This is a genomic window from Brevibacillus fluminis (assembly GCF_052072235.1).
GTDB classification, from domain to species: domain Bacteria; phylum Bacillota; class Bacilli; order Brevibacillales; family Brevibacillaceae; genus Brevibacillus_D; species Brevibacillus_D fluminis_A.
This window is the reverse complement of the sequence record NZ_CM125436.1, coordinates 3,892,512-3,909,145: the sequence shown is the minus strand read 5'-3', so window position 1 is coordinate 3,909,145 and position 16,634 is coordinate 3,892,512. Positions and strand designations below refer to the sequence as shown.

At 52.4% G+C, this 16,634-nt stretch carries 14 protein-coding genes; 6 read left to right on the top strand and 8 right to left on the bottom strand.

The annotated features are described in order from the left end of the window. Positions 1 to 53: 53 nt before the first annotated feature. The 3 genes from abc-f to ACTID9_RS19420 all read right to left on the bottom strand — a co-directional run bounded on the left by abc-f (position 54) and on the right by ACTID9_RS19420 (position 5,866). Positions 54 to 1,703, bottom strand: a complete 1,650-nt coding sequence (gene abc-f / locus ACTID9_RS19430) for a ribosomal protection-like ABC-F family protein (RefSeq protein ID WP_441066558.1) — start codon at positions 1,701 to 1,703, stop codon at positions 54 to 56. Between the two features lie 444 nt (positions 1,704 to 2,147). Continuing rightward, positions 2,148 to 4,346: a UvrD-helicase domain-containing protein gene (locus tag ACTID9_RS19425; RefSeq protein WP_441066557.1), complete on the bottom strand. Its 2,199-nt coding sequence runs from the start codon at positions 4,344 to 4,346 to the stop codon at positions 2,148 to 2,150. A gap of 161 nt (positions 4,347 to 4,507) precedes the next feature. Then, a complete protein-coding gene (locus ACTID9_RS19420; protein ID WP_441066556.1) occupies positions 4,508 to 5,866 on the bottom strand; it encodes a hemolysin family protein in 1,359 nt (452 codons plus the stop codon). A gap of 289 nt (positions 5,867 to 6,155) precedes the next feature. On the opposite strand from ACTID9_RS19420, the gene ACTID9_RS19415 reads away from it, so the two are divergent. Then, positions 6,156 to 7,070 (top strand): MBL fold metallo-hydrolase, encoded by a 915-nt coding sequence (locus tag ACTID9_RS19415; protein ID WP_441066555.1) that lies wholly within the window; start codon positions 6,156 to 6,158, stop codon positions 7,068 to 7,070. Here ACTID9_RS19415 and ACTID9_RS19410 read toward each other — a convergent pair. Beyond that, on the bottom strand, positions 7,041 to 7,388 hold the full coding sequence (locus ACTID9_RS19410) for a hypothetical protein (RefSeq protein ID WP_441066554.1): 348 nt from the start codon (positions 7,386 to 7,388) through the stop codon (positions 7,041 to 7,043). The two genes, ACTID9_RS19415 and ACTID9_RS19410, sit on opposite strands and share 30 nt — an antisense overlap. Before the next feature lie 99 nt (positions 7,389 to 7,487). On the opposite strand from ACTID9_RS19410, the gene ACTID9_RS19405 reads away from it, so the two are divergent. Beyond that, the gene (locus ACTID9_RS19405; RefSeq protein WP_441066553.1) at positions 7,488 to 8,342 is read left to right on the top strand and encodes a PHP domain-containing protein; all 855 of its coding nucleotides are present in this window, start codon (positions 7,488 to 7,490) and stop codon (positions 8,340 to 8,342) included. Positions 8,343 to 8,733: 391 nt separating this feature from the next. Here ACTID9_RS19405 and ACTID9_RS19400 read toward each other — a convergent pair whose 3' ends face one another. Together ACTID9_RS19400 and ACTID9_RS19395 are read right to left on the bottom strand one after the other, a co-directional pair. Further along, positions 8,734 to 9,690, bottom strand: a complete 957-nt coding sequence (locus ACTID9_RS19400) for a cation diffusion facilitator family transporter (RefSeq protein WP_441066552.1) — start codon at positions 9,688 to 9,690, stop codon at positions 8,734 to 8,736. 12 nt (positions 9,691 to 9,702) lie between these two features. After that, the gene (locus tag ACTID9_RS19395) at positions 9,703 to 10,011 is read right to left on the bottom strand and encodes an ArsR/SmtB family transcription factor (RefSeq protein ID WP_441066551.1); all 309 of its coding nucleotides are present in this window, start codon (positions 10,009 to 10,011) and stop codon (positions 9,703 to 9,705) included. Between the two features lie 229 nt (positions 10,012 to 10,240). Here ACTID9_RS19395 and ACTID9_RS19390 point away from each other — a divergent pair. After that, a protein-coding gene (locus ACTID9_RS19390; protein ID WP_441066550.1) for an IS3 family transposase occupies positions 10,241 to 11,385 on the top strand; the annotation gives its coding sequence in 2 pieces (ribosomal slippage) (positions 10,241 to 10,529 and positions 10,529 to 11,385; 1,146 coding nt in all). Between the two features lie 64 nt (positions 11,386 to 11,449). Here the strand turns inward: ACTID9_RS19390 and ACTID9_RS19385 are convergent. Together ACTID9_RS19385 and ACTID9_RS19380 are read right to left on the bottom strand one after the other, a co-directional pair. Further along, a complete protein-coding gene (locus tag ACTID9_RS19385; protein ID WP_441066549.1) occupies positions 11,450 to 11,896 on the bottom strand; it encodes a GNAT family N-acetyltransferase in 447 nt (148 codons plus the stop codon). 6 nt (positions 11,897 to 11,902) lie between these two features. Then, positions 11,903 to 12,412, bottom strand: coding sequence for a 2'-5' RNA ligase family protein (locus ACTID9_RS19380; protein ID WP_441066548.1), 510 nt, complete (start codon positions 12,410 to 12,412; stop codon positions 11,903 to 11,905). A gap of 774 nt (positions 12,413 to 13,186) precedes the next feature. Here ACTID9_RS19380 and ACTID9_RS19375 point away from each other — a divergent pair. From ACTID9_RS19375 to ACTID9_RS19365, 3 genes are read left to right on the top strand one after another with little or no spacing between them, the layout of a single operon-like run. Continuing rightward, positions 13,187 to 14,758, top strand: coding sequence for a sensor histidine kinase (locus ACTID9_RS19375; protein WP_441066547.1), 1,572 nt, complete (start codon positions 13,187 to 13,189; stop codon positions 14,756 to 14,758). Beyond that, positions 14,751 to 15,389, top strand: a complete 639-nt coding sequence (locus tag ACTID9_RS19370) for a response regulator (RefSeq protein ID WP_441066546.1) — start codon at positions 14,751 to 14,753, stop codon at positions 15,387 to 15,389. The genes ACTID9_RS19375 and ACTID9_RS19370 overlap by 8 nt, the downstream gene beginning before the upstream one ends. Then, positions 15,386 to 16,570 carry an HD-GYP domain-containing protein gene (locus ACTID9_RS19365; RefSeq protein ID WP_441066545.1) on the top strand — a complete coding sequence of 395 codons (1,185 nt, stop codon included), beginning with the start codon at positions 15,386 to 15,388 and terminating at the stop codon, positions 16,568 to 16,570. Before ACTID9_RS19370 ends, ACTID9_RS19365 begins: the two co-directional genes overlap by 4 nt. Positions 16,571 to 16,634: the final 64 nt, after the last annotated feature.

The following is a 16,634-nucleotide window of genomic DNA, read 5'->3' as shown; positions in this document are numbered from 1 at the left end:
GGGAAAACTCCCGACTGCCAAAGCTGGCTGTTCGGGAGTTTTTTTGCGGTCGGCTATTTCCCCATTCGGGCGCGCAATGCCCGCAGTTTTTGCGTGATGTCCTGATATTGCTGCTCCAGCTCTTCTTTCAAAGCGGCATCCTTGATCGGCATGCTGAGACGGCCGATGATTTCGCCCTGTTTTGTTTGCAATAACAGCAGATCATCCGCGCCTGCGCTTCTCGCCTCATTCCGCGTTTCCTTCCAGGCTACATACTGCTGATAATTGCCTTGATAGAAGACGGGGCCAGTTTCCTCCCAGACGAGGACATGGTCGGCGACTTTGTTGATCAGCGTGCGGTCGTGTGTCGCAAACACGATCGTCCCGGGATAATCGGCGAGCATTTGCTCCAGCTCTACCTGTGTCAGCAGGTCGAGGTAATTGGTCGGCTCGTCGAGCAGCAGCAGATTGGCATCGCTTAAAAACACCTTGGCGAGCGCTGTTTTGCTTTTTTCCCCGCCGCTTAGCAGGTGGACGGGCTTGTGCACATCGGCCTCCCTGAACAACAGGCGGGCGAGAGCAGTGCGAATCAGCGTTTCCGATTGGCTGCTGGTGGCTGCCACGTTAGCAAGAATCGTTTGGCTTTCGTCCAGAAGGGAGAGCGATTGTGCGAAATAGCCAATCTGGCAGCTTTGGGAAACATGAATGCCGGGTGCGCCCTCTGCAATCATGGAAAGCAGCGTTGATTTGCCAGCGCCGTTGCGGCCGACCAGCGCCACTTTCATGCCTGGCTTGATCGTGCAGGAAAGCTTGTGAAAAAGAGTTCGGTCGCCCGTGTGACGGGACACTTGATCGAGCATGATCGCCGCCTTGGCGTGCACTTCTTGATAGGCGGCCGTATCAAACTGGACGCGGGCAATTTCCCGTGGCTTTTCTTTTTTCTTCAGCCGGGCGAGACGGGTCTCCAACGCTTTCGTCGATTTCTCCACCTTTTCCATTCGCTGGCTGGCGCCTTCCTTATACAGCCTTGCCTCCGAGCTGCTAAAGCGTTTGGGAATCTTGCTCATGCCGGTCGCGCGCTGTTTTTTTTCGACGATCGCCTGATTGAGCCGCTTCCACTCCCGCTGATACGCGTCGAATTCATCATGCGCGCGTTTGCGCCGATGTTCCTTTTGCTCTTGATAGTGGCTGTAATTGCCTTGATATTCGGTAATGACGCCATCCTCAATTTCGAGGATGCGGGTGCAGACGGCATCGAGCAGCGAGCGGTCATGCGAGATCAGCACGAGCGCGCCGTCGTAGTCTTTCAGCGCTTTTTCCAGCTGCTCGATCCCTTGCATATCGAGATGGCTCGTCGGTTCATCGGCGAACAAAAGCTGTGCGCCTTGCTCCAGCGCATGCGCGATTTTGAGGCGTACCTGCTCCCCGCCGCTCATGCCGTCATGAACGTCCGTAACGCCCCAGACCGCTCTGTGGCGAGCGGATGTTTCTGCCGCATCGCCTGGTCCGAACTGGCGGATGAGGGCGGTTTTTGCATAACGCTTTATTTTTCCGGACAGGAGAGGCTCTTCTCCTGCGAGCAGGTGGAGCAAGGTGGTTTTGCCGACACCGTTTCGGCCGACGATGCCGACCCGGTCGTGGCGGCGAATCTCCAGCTGCTCGAGTTTGAACAGCTGTCGGTCGCCAAAGCTTTTTTCCAATTGCGTTGCTTCAAGCAGTAACATACACATTCCCCCTTGGGTACATGGTTTTTTGACGATGAATTGAAAAAAAGACGTCTGTGGCAGACGTCTCGTGGATTACGTGTTTAGCGCGCAAAAAGGCCGGTTGGATCGTTTTTTGGCACACGAAAAAAAGACGCCGCGAAGCCGACGCCTTTTTGGGCAAACCAAAAGAAAAGGCGCCGGAAAACCCGACGCCTGCATGCCATTAACAAAAAACAGACGCCGGACGTACCGGTGCCTGTTGGATGGATAACTGGATGAAAACAAACGGCAAAAGATGCCGCTGCCAACGATGGTCAGGAACGAACCCGGTACGTGTTTTCGCTATGAAGTTGTGGTCCTTTGCGAACGAGAACACCTTTCAAGGGTCTGTACCTCCTGATTATCATCAAAGATTTGGAAACTATATGCAGTATACACGACAAACGGAAATGTTGCAAGCGATTAGAAACCAGCCATTTCCTTGATGAAGCGGGACACCCGCGTCTTTCGCCCAAAACGCTCCTGGGGAATGCCGACGAACAGCTGGTGCCTGGCGCGCGTGATGGCCACATACATGAGCCGACGCTCTTCCTCGATCGCATCGCGCTTGCCGCGCCGCAGCTCGTCCAGCGCGTATTCGTGGGGCAGGGACCCTTCGACCAAATCGAGCAGAAATACCGTGTCGAATTCGAGCCCTTTGGCACGATGGATGCTCATCACCTGCACGGACGGCTCAGCGTTTGGCCGCGCGCCGCTGCGGTCACGATTGAGCTGCTGGGTGACGAAATGCAGGAAGCCGTCGATCGTTTCATGCCGTTTGGCCGCGCCGTACAGTTGCTGCAGGTCGTCGGTGGCTGCCTGGCCTTCCTGCTCAGGGCGCTCTTTGTTTTTTTTCTTCACGTAGTCGCGGAGCTTGCCGTCCTCATAGATGAATTCCAGCGCTTGGGCCGGTGTCAGCTTCGGCACCTCGTCCAAAATCGCCAAAAAGGCTTTCAACTGCGTTTTTTGAAACGATTTCAACCCAGGCAAGCGCGGCAAGGCGTGGGCGAGCGGGACATCGTCGAGAATCGCCTGGCTGCGAATCGCATTCCACTGGCTTTGTGCGATGTAGAGCGTAGGCAAAACGTCGCGCAAGGCGTCGGCATCATCCGGATTTTTGGCGAGACGCAAATAGCCGAGTCCCCAGCGGACCGCCTGCTTACGGTAAAACGGTTCTTCTTCACCGGTGAAGGCAAAAGGGATTTTGGCTTCCCACAGGCGTTCGACCACCGGGCGGGCCGACTCATGCGTGCGGAACAGGATGGCCATCTGGTCTGCACGCGCACCGTGAGCCAGCTGATGGGTGATCTCATCGACGATGCGGGAGGCTTGCTCCTCCTCATCGTCAGGATAAAACAAATAGTTTTCGCCGTCCTCGCCGTGGAACGACTTGAGTTTTTTTGCATGTCGGGCCTGATTGTTGCCGATCAGCGAGTAGCCGAGTCCGACGATGGAAGGGCGGGAGCGATAGTTGACTTCCAGCGTAATCGTTTGCGCCGTAGGGAAATCGTTGGAAAAACCGAGAATGTACCGCGGGTTGCTGCCACGGAACGCGTAAATGGACTGGTCGTCGTCGCCGATGACACACAGGTTGTTTTCCGGCGCGGCGAGCAGCTTGACGGTCTCGTACTGCACCCGGTTGATGTCCTGAAACTCATCGATCATCAGGTAGCGGATGCGGCTTTGGTATCGGTTGCGCACGGTTTCATCCGTCCGCAGCAGCTGGTAGCAGCCGATCAGCATATCGTCAAAGTCGAACCACCGCCCGCGCTGCTTGGCTTCCTCATACAGCGGATACAGGGCGAGAGCGGCTTGCTCCTCCGTCGTATCGAGCGGGCGAATGGACAGATGCTCGGGCAGCAAGTATTCGTTTTTCCAGCGGCTGATGATCGAGAGCGCCTGGGACAGCTCGGCCTCGCTTGCAAGCGGCGGGTCCATTTGCGCAAGCAGGCCGCTTTCCCGCAGCAGCTTGAGCTTCTGCCAGTCTTGTTTCAAGAGGCGCTGCGGGTCCCATTCACCCGGACGTTCATGCAGCAAAATTTTAAAGAAAATGCTGTGGAACGTCCCGGTGATCAATCCGTTTACCTGTGCGGGGGAGAGCTGGCCGCGCAGCCGGTGCTTCATTTCCTCGGCCGCCTTTGTCGTAAAGGTCACCATCATCAGGCTGCGGGAATCCACGCCTTTTTCCTGGATCAGGTGGGCGGCGCGGGCAGTCATGACGCGTGTTTTGCCGCTGCCAGCCCCGGCCAGGATCAGCAAGGGGCCTTCTGTCGTATGGACCGCACGCACTTGCTCGGGGTGAAGTGGCTCCTCGCTCTTGTGCGCCAGCTGCTGGATCGTTTTGCGGGGAACGAGCCGCTTGCGAAAGTCGTGGTTTGCGACTTGGGCAGCCGCCACTTCCGCGAGCGCCAGCGCAATCGTCTCATCCGCCTCGCAGGCCGCGCCTTCTTTTCGATGAACAAAGTGCGGCTCGGTGCTGATACCCGCAACAATCGTCACCGGCTGGCTGCAATGGGGGCAAAGCAGCTTGCCTTGCCTGTCCATGTGGCGCCAGTAGGCAATCTGGTCATAGTTGTCAGCGGTCAGCTGAATTGGTTTCGTATGTAGGAGAGCTGTTTTCAACTCGTCGTCACCTCAATCATGGCATACTTATCTATCCTAGCAGATGGATGGCCGAATGTAAGGGGTTGACGTGGATTTAGCGCGCACCGATTCGCCGGTACAGACAAAAACGGCTGTTGATGGTAGAGGCATCAACAGCCGGATCAGGATGGTACGATTCATTATTGCGCTTGCTTGAGCAAGCTGTCTTCCGTTTCCGCGTCTCCTTCTTCCGGCACCTGCGTGATGCCGACGCGGGTGATCCGGTGGCTGTCAAGCTCGGTGATCGTGAAGACGTAGTTGCGGTAATGCACCGATTTGCCGACGGCGATGTCCTCGTTCAAATGACTGTACAGCCACCCGGCGATCGTATCCACTTCATCAGAGTGAATGTCAACGGATATATAATCGTTCAACTCGGATAACAGGGTTTTTCCTGAAACAGAGAGTTCATCATCATTTGATTTTTCCACTTCCGGGCGCTCGTTCTCGTCGAACTCATCCTGAATGTCGCCGACAATCTCCTCCAGAATGTCTTCCATCGTGAGCAAACCGGCGGTGCCGCCATACTCGTCGATGACGATCGCGATTTGCGAACGGCGTTTTTGCATCAGGCGCAGCACATGGCTGATTTCCATGGATTCCGGTACGGTCAAGAGCGGACGGAGGAATTCATTCAGGTTCACGTCGCCATCCGTCAACGCTTTGAGATAAAAGTCGGATGCATGGACGAAGCCGATCAGACGGTCTTTATCCTCATGCGCGACAGGGAAGCGGGAGTGGCGCGAACTGCGAATGATCTCCAGGTTTTCTTCAAAGGTGTTGTCGTCATACAGGCAAAACATGTCGATACGAGGAATCATGATTTCTCGTGCCAGACGCTCGGAAAACTCAAACACATTGTCGACCAGATCCATCTCGTCCTGGTCAATGTGGCCGCTTTTGTGGCTTTCGTTCACAAGCAAGCGAATTTCTTCTTCCGTATGTGCCGACTCCTGGTCAGTGGCCGGTTCCAACCCCAAACGGCGCAGAAAGAAGTTGGCTGAACCGTTTAAGAGCATGATCGCCGGATAACTGATTTTATAAAACAGGATGAGCGGTGCTGCAGTCCACAATGAGGTGGATTCCGCCTTTTGAATCGCTAATGATTTGGGGGCCAATTCACCCAAAACGATGTGCAAAAACGTAATGAACCCGAAGCCGATGGCAAACGACAAGGCGGAAATGAGATACGCCGGCAAATGGAATTGATGGAGAAGCGGCTCCACCACTTTGGCGATCGCAGGTTCACCCACCCAACCGAGGCCAAGCGATGCGAGCGTGATGCCAAGCTGCGATGCGGAGAGGTAAGCGTCCAGCTTTTGCGTCACCTCTTTGGCGTAGCGTGCCCGCACGTTTCCTTCGCTGACAAGCTGGGTAATACGAGTTTGGCGCACCTTTACTAGCGCAAATTCTGCTGCTACAAAGAAGCCGTTCACAAAGACCAAAAAGAGAATCAGCAGCAGATTGAAAAGACTCTCCCCTATCGGAATACTGTCCAAGTAGCTCTCCTTGCCCCCTGATTTGGAAGGAAGGAGAATTCACCTCCATACGTGATATCAGATTCTCGCTGTTACACAGCATTTTACTAAGTATACCAATAGGAGCTGCACGTCGTCAAAAGAGTGGAAATCGTAAGAATCGAGATTACGCTCCAAAATATGACATCTGCGAATGTTATCGCTGCTTTGATACCATTCCGGCAAAAAAACGCTGATTTTTTTACAGTCAGGAATTTGATGGAAGGGATGCTTCTTGGTATTGTAGAGCAATAAGGGAGGAGGGATTCACATGGCTGCCGCATATGCGCCGATTATGGTGGGTGAACGGACCGGTTATTTTGCCGGAAGTGTGAATATCGGCATTTTGCTGGGACAAACGGGTGCGATCCTGATTGATTCCGGACTTGATACGCAAAATGCAAAAAAGCTGAAAAAAGGATTGGACGAAATCGGGCAAAAGCTGGTGGCGATCGTGCAGACGCACGCGCACGCGGATCATTTCGGCGGCAATGCCTATCTGCTCGGACAGTTCCCCGAGGCGGTCGTCTATGCTCCGGAGCTGGAGGAAGCGATGATCCGCAATCCGCTGTTGGAGCCGATTTATCTCGGGATGGGCGCGTCACCGTTAAAAGAGCTGAAAAACAAGTTCCTGCTTGCGGAAAGCTCGCGGGTGGACCATATTCTCCCGTCAGAAGGGACGATCATAATCGATGGGCTGGAATTGGAACTGCTCGCCCTGCCAGGTCACAGCTACAATCAGATTGGCATTGCAGCGGAAGGGATCTGCTATGCGGCCGACAGTTTCTTCGGCGAGGAAACGCTGAAAAAACACAAGCTGCCATTTCTGGTCGATGCCCGCGAAACGCTGCACAGCTTAGCCAAACTGCAGGCAACGAATTACGAAGGGTATCTGCCCGGACATGGCAGCTTTGAAACAGCTGTGGATGCGGTCTTGGAAGCGAACATTCGCTGCCATCAGGAGCTGCTCGATCGAATCGAAGCGATATTTTCGACGGAGGCCACCTTGGAAGAAGGCTTGATGCACATCTGCAATCAATTGGAAATCAAGCTGGACAATCTTTCGGGCTATGTGCTGTTTCGGACGGCGTTCATGGGCTATCTGGTCGGGCTATTGCAGGAAGAGCGGATCACCTACCGATTCGTGGAGAATCAGCTACGCTTCGCGAGCGCGAGGCTGGGTTGAAGCCAAGTAATCGGCGACTTCTGCGAGCTTATGCTCGGCTGCTTGCCGGATTTCATCAGGGATCGTTGAAAGCGCTTTTGATTCGAGCGAGGGCGTGCCGAATTTGACGATCACCTCGCCAGAGTGGGGATGATCATGCAAAATGTTGGTTGGGATTCGCAAAAAATAGGAGCAGTTCGTCGCGGAATCGTAAATGACTACATCATACATAGGCGGGTGCTCGCCAGCTGCTGGACGGAAGCCTTGTTGGCGCAACAGTTTGTCGATGGAACTCAATGGCTGCGCGACGCTGCGTAAGGTTTTGCTTTTCAAGATCATGCAGATCCCCCTTGAGGCGTCATTTTTCCCCATATATATGAGGAGCGCAGCCCTTTCATACATGCGAATGCATAAATTACGGGAGATCACAGAGGAGGAATGAAAGTGAGTCAACGGGCAGATTTGCATACCCATACGCTCGCCTCCGACGGCACGAATGCGCCGGCGGAAAATGTGCGGCTTGCCAAAAAACAGGGGCTTGCCGCCGTAGCGATTACGGACCACGACACGGCTGCTGGCATCGCGGAAGCGGTGGAGGCAGGCAAGGAAGAAGGCATCGAGGTGATCCCCGGCGTCGAGATCAGCTCGGTTGCCGGTGGGCAGGACATCCATGTGCTGGGCTATTTCATCCCGTATGAGTCGGCTGAATTGCATGAGCGGCTGGCCCGCCTGCGGGATGCGCGGCACGAACGGAACAAAATGATCGTCGAGCGTTTGCGGGCACTTGGCATCGACATCACGCTGGAAGCGATTTATGCGCAAAAACAGGACAGCGAAAAAAACATCGGCCGCCCGCATATCGCCGAAGAACTGGTCCGCTTGGGCGTCGTAGAGTCCATCGCGGAAGCTTTCGACAACTATTTGGGCAAAGGCGGCGCAGCCTACACCACGCCCAAGCGGATGACGCCGGAGGAAGCGATCAAATTCATCCGCGAGGCAGGAGGAGCAGCAGTGCTCGCGCATCCTGGCCTCTACGGCGACGACGAACTGGTGGAATCGCTGATCGTCTACGGTCTGGACGGCATCGAAGTCTGGCACCCCGACCACGATGAAGCCGCACAAGAGCGATACCGCAAGCTCGGCGAAGAATACGGCCTGATCCTCACCGGCGGCTCCGACTTCCACGGCTGGCGCGGCGAAGAACCCTATCACGCCATGCTTGGTTCAAAAACTGCGGAAATGACCGCAGTTGAAAAGCTAAGAAAAATCGCCTCGCTCCGAAAGGTACGCTAAAGCGCCATAAAAAGGGAAGAAACCCCGGCATGAACTGATCCCTGTCAAGGAGAAAGGAATCAGTCAAACAAGCAGGGGTTTTTTCTTTTTTTATTTTTCCCTCCCGAACAAAAGGTGAAGGGGGCTTCCCACCGCAGCGAAGGGTTTTTGAAAATAGTGGAGCGAACGCCTTTACAATCCCGACAAAGGCTGCGCGCAAAAAACGAAAACGCTTTGCGCCACATATCATCATCGAGATACACCCGCCGCGCAGCGTGTGGCAGTGGGGCGCAGTTTTCGTTTTTTGCGCGCAGCCGGCCTTGAAGACATCCGCGCAGGGATTGTAAGAGCGTTCGCGTAACTATTTTCAAAAACCCCGCCCAACCACAGCAGCCCAACCGCAACCTTTCGTTCAAACCCTACACCCTGTATGCCGCACCCCAGGCTTCTCCACCTGAATCGTACAATGCGCAATGCTGAACGTCTCCTCCAACTGATGAATCGCGGTCTGCAGCACGGCCTGGCTATCGGTGTCTTCCGTAATCAGCAGGTGGCAGCTAAAGGAATCGAGTCCGGACGTAATCGTCCAAATGTGCATGTCGTGCACGTTCAAAACACCGTCGATCTGCTCCAATGTTTGGCGCACTTTAACCTGGTCAACGGTGAGGGGTGTCCCTTCCATCAAAACGTGCAGGGCGTGAGCGATCACGCTCCAGGCTCCTTTCAGGATCAGCAAGGCGACAATGACGCTGATGAGCGGATCGGCGACGTACCAGCCGAACAGCGACATGATCAGACCGGCTGCGATCGCCCCGACCGAGCCGAGCGCATCGCCGATCACATGCAAGTAAGCGCTGCGCAAATTGACATTGTTTTTCACGTCGCCCTTGCGCAACAATGCCCAGGCGGAAAGCAGATTGGCGGCAAGCCCGACGAATGCGATGATCATCATCGAGCCGCTGGCGACGACCGGCGGATTCCAGAAACGTTCCCAGGCTTCCCAGATGATGAAGCCGGCCACGATGAAAAGCGTCACGCCATTAAACAGGGCAGCCAATATTTCAAAGCGGTAATACCCGTACGATTTCGCGGGCGTTGCGGGACGAGCGGCAAACCAGATGGCAACGAGGCTCAGCGCCAGGGAGCTGGCATCGCTTAGCATATGGCCCGAATCGGAGAGCAGCGCCAGGCTGTTTGTGAAAAGGCCCCCAAAAAACTCAAGCAGCATGATGCCGGCGGTGATGATGAGAGCCAGCATCAATCCTTTCTTGTTCCCTTCCCGGGTATGGTCATGGCCATGGTGCGCGTGTCCATGAGCATGCCCGGGATCGTGTCCGTGATGGGAGTGCGAATGACCGTGCATGTGCATGAAAATCCCTCCTTACTCGTGTTCGATATGATGAATAGCTTGCCTCAAGAGCGCGATGACATGTTCGTCGTCATAGGAGTAAAAAAACTGGTTTCCTTGCCGCTTCGCTTTGACCAGCCGCAAATTTTTCAAATAGGCAAGCTGGTGGGAGACGGCGGATTGCGACAATTCAAGGACTTCGGCGATATGCGACACCGCGCATTCTTCTTGCGAGAGCAGGTGCAAAATTTTGACCCTGGTGGGATCACCCAGCGCTTTAAACACTTGCGCGACAGCTTCGACCGTCGTAGCTGACAAAAAATGATGCGAGGATTGTTCCATGATAAAACCCTGCCTTTCCCAAATGTAATCATCAAACTATATGATCATATGCTCATATACAGTTTATTCAACTAAACCGAATTTGTCAATTCCTTCCGCACAAAAAGAAAAGACGTTCCCCTCAAAGGGAACGCGGGACTGACCCCATAGCGTGAGACAAATCAAAACACCTTCAAGAAAATGTGAACATGTCGTAAGATGTGGATACAACCTTGGAGGTGTTTTTACGTTGGCAACACGAGTAAGTTACCCTGTGGAAACCAAGATGAAGGCCATTGAAATGAAGGTAGCAGGCATTCCGGTAAAGGAAATAATGGAACAGCTCAACATACGAAATAAGACGCAGGTGGAAACATGGATGCGTTGGTATCGCAATGGTGAAGTGAACCGGCTCGAGCAGCCTGTCGGCAAACAATATAGCTACGGTAAAGGACCCGCGTATACATCAGAACTGGAGCAGCTAAAGGCGGAAAATCATTTTCTGAAACAACAAATTGAAGTGCTAAAAAAGTACGAGGACTTAGAAAGGAGGTGTCACCTAAAATCGTAGTTGACCTGGTCGAATCTATTCAGGGGAAAGTCACGGTCAAACAAGCATGTTCATGGTTAGGCGTTCCTCGAGCTACCTATTACCGTTGGAAAGCAAAGCCTGAGACCAAGCAACCAGACAGCCTTGTTGAGAAGATTCGTGAACTCTGTACACAGCATAAATTTCGCTACGGATACCGAAAGATTACTGCGCTCCTTCGAACTCAGCAAAAGATCAATCACAAGTGTGTACAGGACATCATGCAACGAGAGCAACTGCAATGTCGTGTCAGAGTCAAGAAACGGAAACCAACAGGACAGCCCACATACATTGCAGAACATCTGTTGAAACGTCAATTTCAAGCGAATGCGCCGCTGGAAAAACTCGTTACGGATATTACGTATTTGCCGTATGGCGGGAAAATGATGTACCTATCGAGTATCTTGGACTTGTATAACGGGGAGATTGTCGCTAGCAGTATAGCAGACAGACAAGATACGGCACTCGTGCTGGACACGCTGAATCAACTGCCGCCTGTACCTTGCGCGATGCTCCATAGCGATCAGGGCAGCGTCTACACATCGCAGGCGTACCAAGAGGCAGTAAAGGGAAAAGGCATTACCATGAGCATGTCCCGCAAAGGCACGCCCGCTGATAATGCCCCCATCGAATCGTTTCATTCCACGCTAAAGTCTGAAACGTTCTATCTCGAAGGGGTAACCCATACAACGACGGCAATCGTTGAACAGACCGTTCGAGATTACATCACTTACTATAACTCAATTCGGATTCAAACGAAACGAAATAACCAGTCACCGATTGATTTCCGACGACTGACCATTTAGACTTGTAAGGTGTTTTGATCCCTGTCTCAAAAACAGGGGTCAGTCCCCGCCTTCATCAATGGCACTACAGCTTTTTTTCCATGGCAACATGATCGATGCCTGCTTCCACAAACATCTCGCCGACTTGCTCGTAGCCCAGTTTTTCATAAAAACGCTGCGCATGGCATTGCGCATTGAGCTTCAGCTTTTCATAGCCTTGCCCACGGGCGGTCTGCTCCAGCACTTCCATCAGTGCGCGGCCAAGGCCCGTCCCGCGCTCAGTTTCGGTTACAGCGACGCGCTCTACTTTGCCGATGCCATCCGCATAGGTGCGGAGACGTGCGGCGCCGACCGGCTGTGTCCCTTTGGTAGCGACAAAATGGATCGTCGGTGAAAAGCGCTCATCGAACTGATCCATCTCGATCTCCTCTGGAACTTGCTGCTCGTCAATAAAAACGGCGCGGCGGACAAAGAAGGCCGCGTCTCGATCAGCCTCTGTCTCCGCCACGCGGATGTCATACCCGATGTCCATGATCCGTTACTTGCGCAGCTGGAATGACTGATACACGCTCCAGATGCCATCCTCCAATTGGTAAATGAGGTGAAAGCGGTCGATTTCGGTTTCCAGATCCACTTTGGCCATGCTCAATTGGCCGTACACATCTTTCAGCTCGTCATCCGCAAAATCGCGGCCGATTGTCAGGTGCGGCACGAAAGCGTACGTTTCCGGACGGCTGGAACAGCACTCGATCACTTGCTGATGCAGCTCTTCAAACGCTTCCTTATTTTGGATACCAAGATAAATCACGTTATTTGTCGGATGGAACGTGCTGAAACGATGGAACTTGGCAGTAAAGCTGTCTGTATGTTCGGCCACCTGCTGCAAATGCTCCACCAGCTCAGGCAGTTTGGCATCATCGAGTTCAAAAGCTTCTTTCAAACGGATGAAAGGTGGGATCAGCGCATACGTTGAATCGTAACGCTTGCGGTATTGGTTCGCAAATTCTTGAACTTTACTAGAAGGAAAAATAACGACACTGTACTTCAAAAAAATCCCTCCTTAGTTATGTTTCACTGTCGAATGGTTTTTATTTTAGCAAATAAATACGAGTTTGTATAATTATAAGTTCACTCGCGCATATTCCGGTTACCCTTTGGCAAAACTAACCGGAGTGGAGGGATTTTGATGAAATTGGCTATTATGATCACGTTCATTTTTTTGGTTCTCCTGACATTGACGCTGATTATGTACACATTATTTCGAGTCATCAGGCGGGCGGAATAAGCGAGCGAAAAAGCACTCTCTATGGTCGGAGTGCTTTTTGTTTTCTACAGCACCTGCCTTCTAGTATGACCAGTTCCGTTCCTTGCTAACAAAAAGCAGGGCAAAAAAGTGGCAAGCGCTTGGCGATCGAAGGCTTTTCGCAGCGTGCTTGCTGCTGATAAATTCTTCTCAATATGCGAAAGTATGCGAAAGACGGATTTTTCGTGCGAAATCATGCGAAAGCGAAGGATGGATTTGCGATAACGAAGTTGGAACGAGGCTTTGCAAGATGAGAAAAGGCTTTTTTATTCCGATTTTCCCCTGGGAAACATTGGCATGAATTTTGTATGTGAGAATAATCGAGTGGCAAAATGAACTTTCATGTGTACAACGGAGGTTGGTAGAAAAGAAAAAAGCGGCGGCAACTATTGTGCGGGTATGCCGCAGATTCGACACCGGGTTCGACATTTTCAGTCTATTGCGGGAAGCAGGGGAATCACGTAGCATGAAGGAGTATCGTCCCCTATCCAGTTCGTGAAGAAAATGGTGCTGCCAAACATGAGAGGAATTGTAAGCAATTTTCGTATTTTTCTCGTACTCTATCGCTGGTTCATCTGCTTGACGATCTGCCTGTTTTACATAACGGCAAGACCAGATTCGACACTTTTGTTCATGCTTTTGTCCTTGCTGTTCGGTGTGAATATCGTAGTATCCATCTTCCTTTTTCGACCGGTCTCGCAAAAAAAGCAAATCTTGCTGGCTGTTTTTGATAGTTTGATCAGCGCATTTTTGCTGGCAATGACCGACGGGTGGGCATCGCCGCTCATCTACCAGGCTTATTCCTCCCTGCTCCTGTTCTCGTTTCACATGTGGGGAGTTCCCCTGCTCGCCTACACGCTGCTCTTTTTTTTGACGACCATGCTGGTGCCCGCCGATGCGAAAAACGCGATTATCCTTGACGAGACGATGACCAAACAGCTTCATATCATCATACAAGGCTTCACCTTCGTGACGCTGTACCTGCTCGGCAGCTATGTTGTGTCCTATTTGCTGAAACAGTATCGCAATGCGCTCTTGCTGCTGCGTTTTTTGCGGCGAGTGCCTGCGGTTGTCCAAACGGCTGAACTCGCTGCGCGTGTGGAGAGATTGCTCGTACAGATTTTGGAAGTGCAGCACGTTTTCTTTTATGATTCACTCGAACAAGAGCATTCTGGTGAATGGCTCAAGGCTCTCTATCGCGCCAAGGTAGTAGAGCAGCAAAGGGCAAACGCGTTCCCGCTGCAAAAAGCACGCGTAGTTAGTCCAACACGTGAGCATGAAGAGGGTTACTATTACCATCCGCTGCTGGAAAATGGGCGCCTGGCCGGAATCATCGTCATTCCCTTGGAAGAAAAGCGTACGCTTACACGGACCGATTTGTTTTTTCTGAATGTTGTGTCTTGTGTCGTGAAGCTGTATCTCAGACTCTTCTCCCTAAAAGTGGAAACAAATGAAGCGGCGTACAGTTATTTGCGCAAAAAGCTGGCCCAGGACATGCACGACGGACTGGCACAGCAGCTGTTTTTTCTGTCGGCACAGCTCTTTCGGATGAAGCAGAACATGCAGCCGATCCATAACGACGAGCTTGCAAGCGCGATGGAAGAAATGGAGCAGCAGGTGAAAGAATGCCATTTGGAAGTACGGGACGTGATCGCCAATTTGCGTGAAGAATACGAGCCCTGCCATATATTTGACGCTGTACGCAAATTGCTCGGGCGGACGACGGCAAACAGCAGCCTGCATCTGGAGTATGTGACGAAAGGACGAGTGGTAAAGGAAAATGTCCTGGTCGAGGAAGCGATCTATCGCTTCGTGGAGGAGAGCGTTTACAACGTGCTCAAACATGCAAGGGCCGACGAATTGCACGTCGTGCTCGAAGCGACTGCCGTACAGTGGACGGTAACGGTCCGGGATAATGGCCGAGGGTTTGCTGTACAGGAGCAGGCGCATCGGAAAGAGCGGTTTGGCTTGATCGGAATGAAGGAGCGGGTGGAACGGGTGGGTGGTACCGTGACCATCCATTCTGAAGCATCGAAAGGCACACTGGTGGTTGCAGTTATTCCGAGATGGGGGTATACAACGAATGGATGAGAAAAAACAGGTTCGCGTGCTGCTGGCTGATGATCATCGCATTGTGCGCGAAGGGATGAAGCTCATACTGGAGTCCGTGCCGAAATACAAAGTGGTTTCCGAAGCGGCAAACGGTGATGAATTGATGCACAAGGCCCTTCAGCTTTCGCCGGATCTGATTGTTTCCGATTTGAAGATGCCTGGCAACCCGGTTTTTGATAGCTGCAAAAAGCTGAAGGAGCAATTGCCCGAGATGAAAATCATGATTTTGACGGCTTTTGACGAAAGCGAAGATATTTATCAGGCGCTGGAAGCGGGAATCGACGGCTATATTATGAAGGATACCATGCCCGAGCAGATTCTCAGCACCATGGAGATGGTATACATGGGGTACTCCTGCTATCAGCCGAAAATAAGCAAACAGAAGAAGCAGGATGCCAAACAGTTGGAACTGACGGAGCGGGAGCAGGAAATTTTTCAGCTGATCGTCGAGAACTTGAGCAACCAGGAAATTGCGGAGAAGCTGTATATCACCGAAGCGACCGTGAAAACACATGTGAGCAGCATCTTGCGCAAGACAGGTCAACCGAACCGTTCACAGGCCGTCCTGTTTGCGATTAAAAACGGATATGTCAAGGTGCCGACATCATGAGAAGTCTGTATATTCTCTTTACGGAGCGGATCATGTTCGTTGCAGCCACCTTGCTCACCGTCTTTTCCGTTGCGTTGGGTGCGCTGAGGATGATGAACGCCATGGATGTTATGTATTCGGTGGTTTTGGTCAGCCTCGCCGCATCTGTGGTTATGTGGGTTTTGTATGTGTTGCATCGCACTCATTTTTTTGATCTGATCGACTCGATCCAGTTCGCTGCCTTTTCACTCCTGCTGTTTATTTCGCTGGTTGCTTTTTACAATCCGTTTGGCGTGCGGGAAATGTGGGCGCTGTTCGTGATTTACCTGCTGGTGATCAGCTTTTACCAAAGCCAAAAGATGTTTCTGGTCTGGAGCGGCGCGTGCTTTATCGCGTACGGGATCATCGTGTACCGTGAGTTGCATTTGCTTGCTGGCGATTCGACGAAGGAGCAGCTGATCATTTTGGTCCTGTACCGCGCTGCTTTGATGATCGGCGGGATGCTGCTCGCCTTTCTCGTTTTTTCTTACTCCAAAAAGCTGAAAATGAGCGTGCAGGAGCAGCAGGCCAAGAAAGAGCGGAAGCAGCTGTATCGAATGGTGCATGCGTTGGTCCCCGTTGTAGAAAGGAAGACGCAAACGTCGCGGAACGAAATCGAGACGATGCATGTGCTGATGAAAAGCATGCTTCGTGCTTTGCGCAGCGATGTTGAAGAATGGGAGCTGCGAATGATCGTGATGCTCCATTATGTCAGCAGAATCAAATGGCCCGATTATTTTTTCGACAAAGAGGGAAAATTGACGGATTTTGAGTACCAAATGGTGAAAGAGCATTGCTTTTTCGCAAAAGAGTTTCTGCCTGACGAACCGGCGTACCGGCGGATTATCGATGCACTCAGCTTCCATCATGAACGGGTGGATGGCACAGGGTACCCCCATTGCTTGACCGGGGACAAGATTCCGCTCTTGTCACAAGTGTTGGGAATCGCCGAATGCTACATTGCCTTGGTTTCGCCGCGGTCGTACCGGGGGATGGTGGAGGAGCAGGATGCTTTGAGCGAAATTCGCCTGACCCAAGGCACCGCGTTTGCGGAAGACGTCATCGAGGCACTCGCCGGGACGATTGCGATGGGCAGCGCACGCAGCAGCCACGAGCAGCCGCTTCCGTCAAAAGTAGGTCTGCATCCGCTTAAAAGCGGATAAAAGATCATGCTGGAATGCGATATCCTTTTTTGTGAGCGATTGGTATATTTCGGAAAAAAGAAAT

Coding starts and splice junctions, on each gene's coding strand:
- ACTID9_RS19370 (WP_441066546.1), top strand. CDS start 14,751: ATGGATGAGAAAAAACAGGTTCGCGTGCTGCTGGCTGATGATCATCGC.
- ACTID9_RS19400 (WP_441066552.1), bottom strand. CDS start 9,690: ATGCACATGCACGGTCATTCGCACTCCCATCACGGACACGATCCCGGG.
- ACTID9_RS19365 (WP_441066545.1), top strand. CDS start 15,386: ATGAGAAGTCTGTATATTCTCTTTACGGAGCGGATCATGTTCGTTGCA.
- abc-f (WP_441066558.1), bottom strand. CDS start 1,703: ATGTTACTGCTTGAAGCAACGCAATTGGAAAAAAGCTTTGGCGACCGA.
- ACTID9_RS19385 (WP_441066549.1), bottom strand. CDS start 11,896: ATGGACATCGGGTATGACATCCGCGTGGCGGAGACAGAGGCTGATCGA.
- ACTID9_RS19405 (WP_441066553.1), top strand. CDS start 7,488: ATGAAAGTGAGTCAACGGGCAGATTTGCATACCCATACGCTCGCCTCC.
- ACTID9_RS19410 (WP_441066554.1), bottom strand. CDS start 7,388: ATGATCTTGAAAAGCAAAACCTTACGCAGCGTCGCGCAGCCATTGAGT.
- ACTID9_RS19395 (WP_441066551.1), bottom strand. CDS start 10,011: ATGGAACAATCCTCGCATCATTTTTTGTCAGCTACGACGGTCGAAGCT.
- ACTID9_RS19375 (WP_441066547.1), top strand. CDS start 13,187: ATGAGAGGAATTGTAAGCAATTTTCGTATTTTTCTCGTACTCTATCGC.
- ACTID9_RS19415 (WP_441066555.1), top strand. CDS start 6,156: ATGGCTGCCGCATATGCGCCGATTATGGTGGGTGAACGGACCGGTTAT.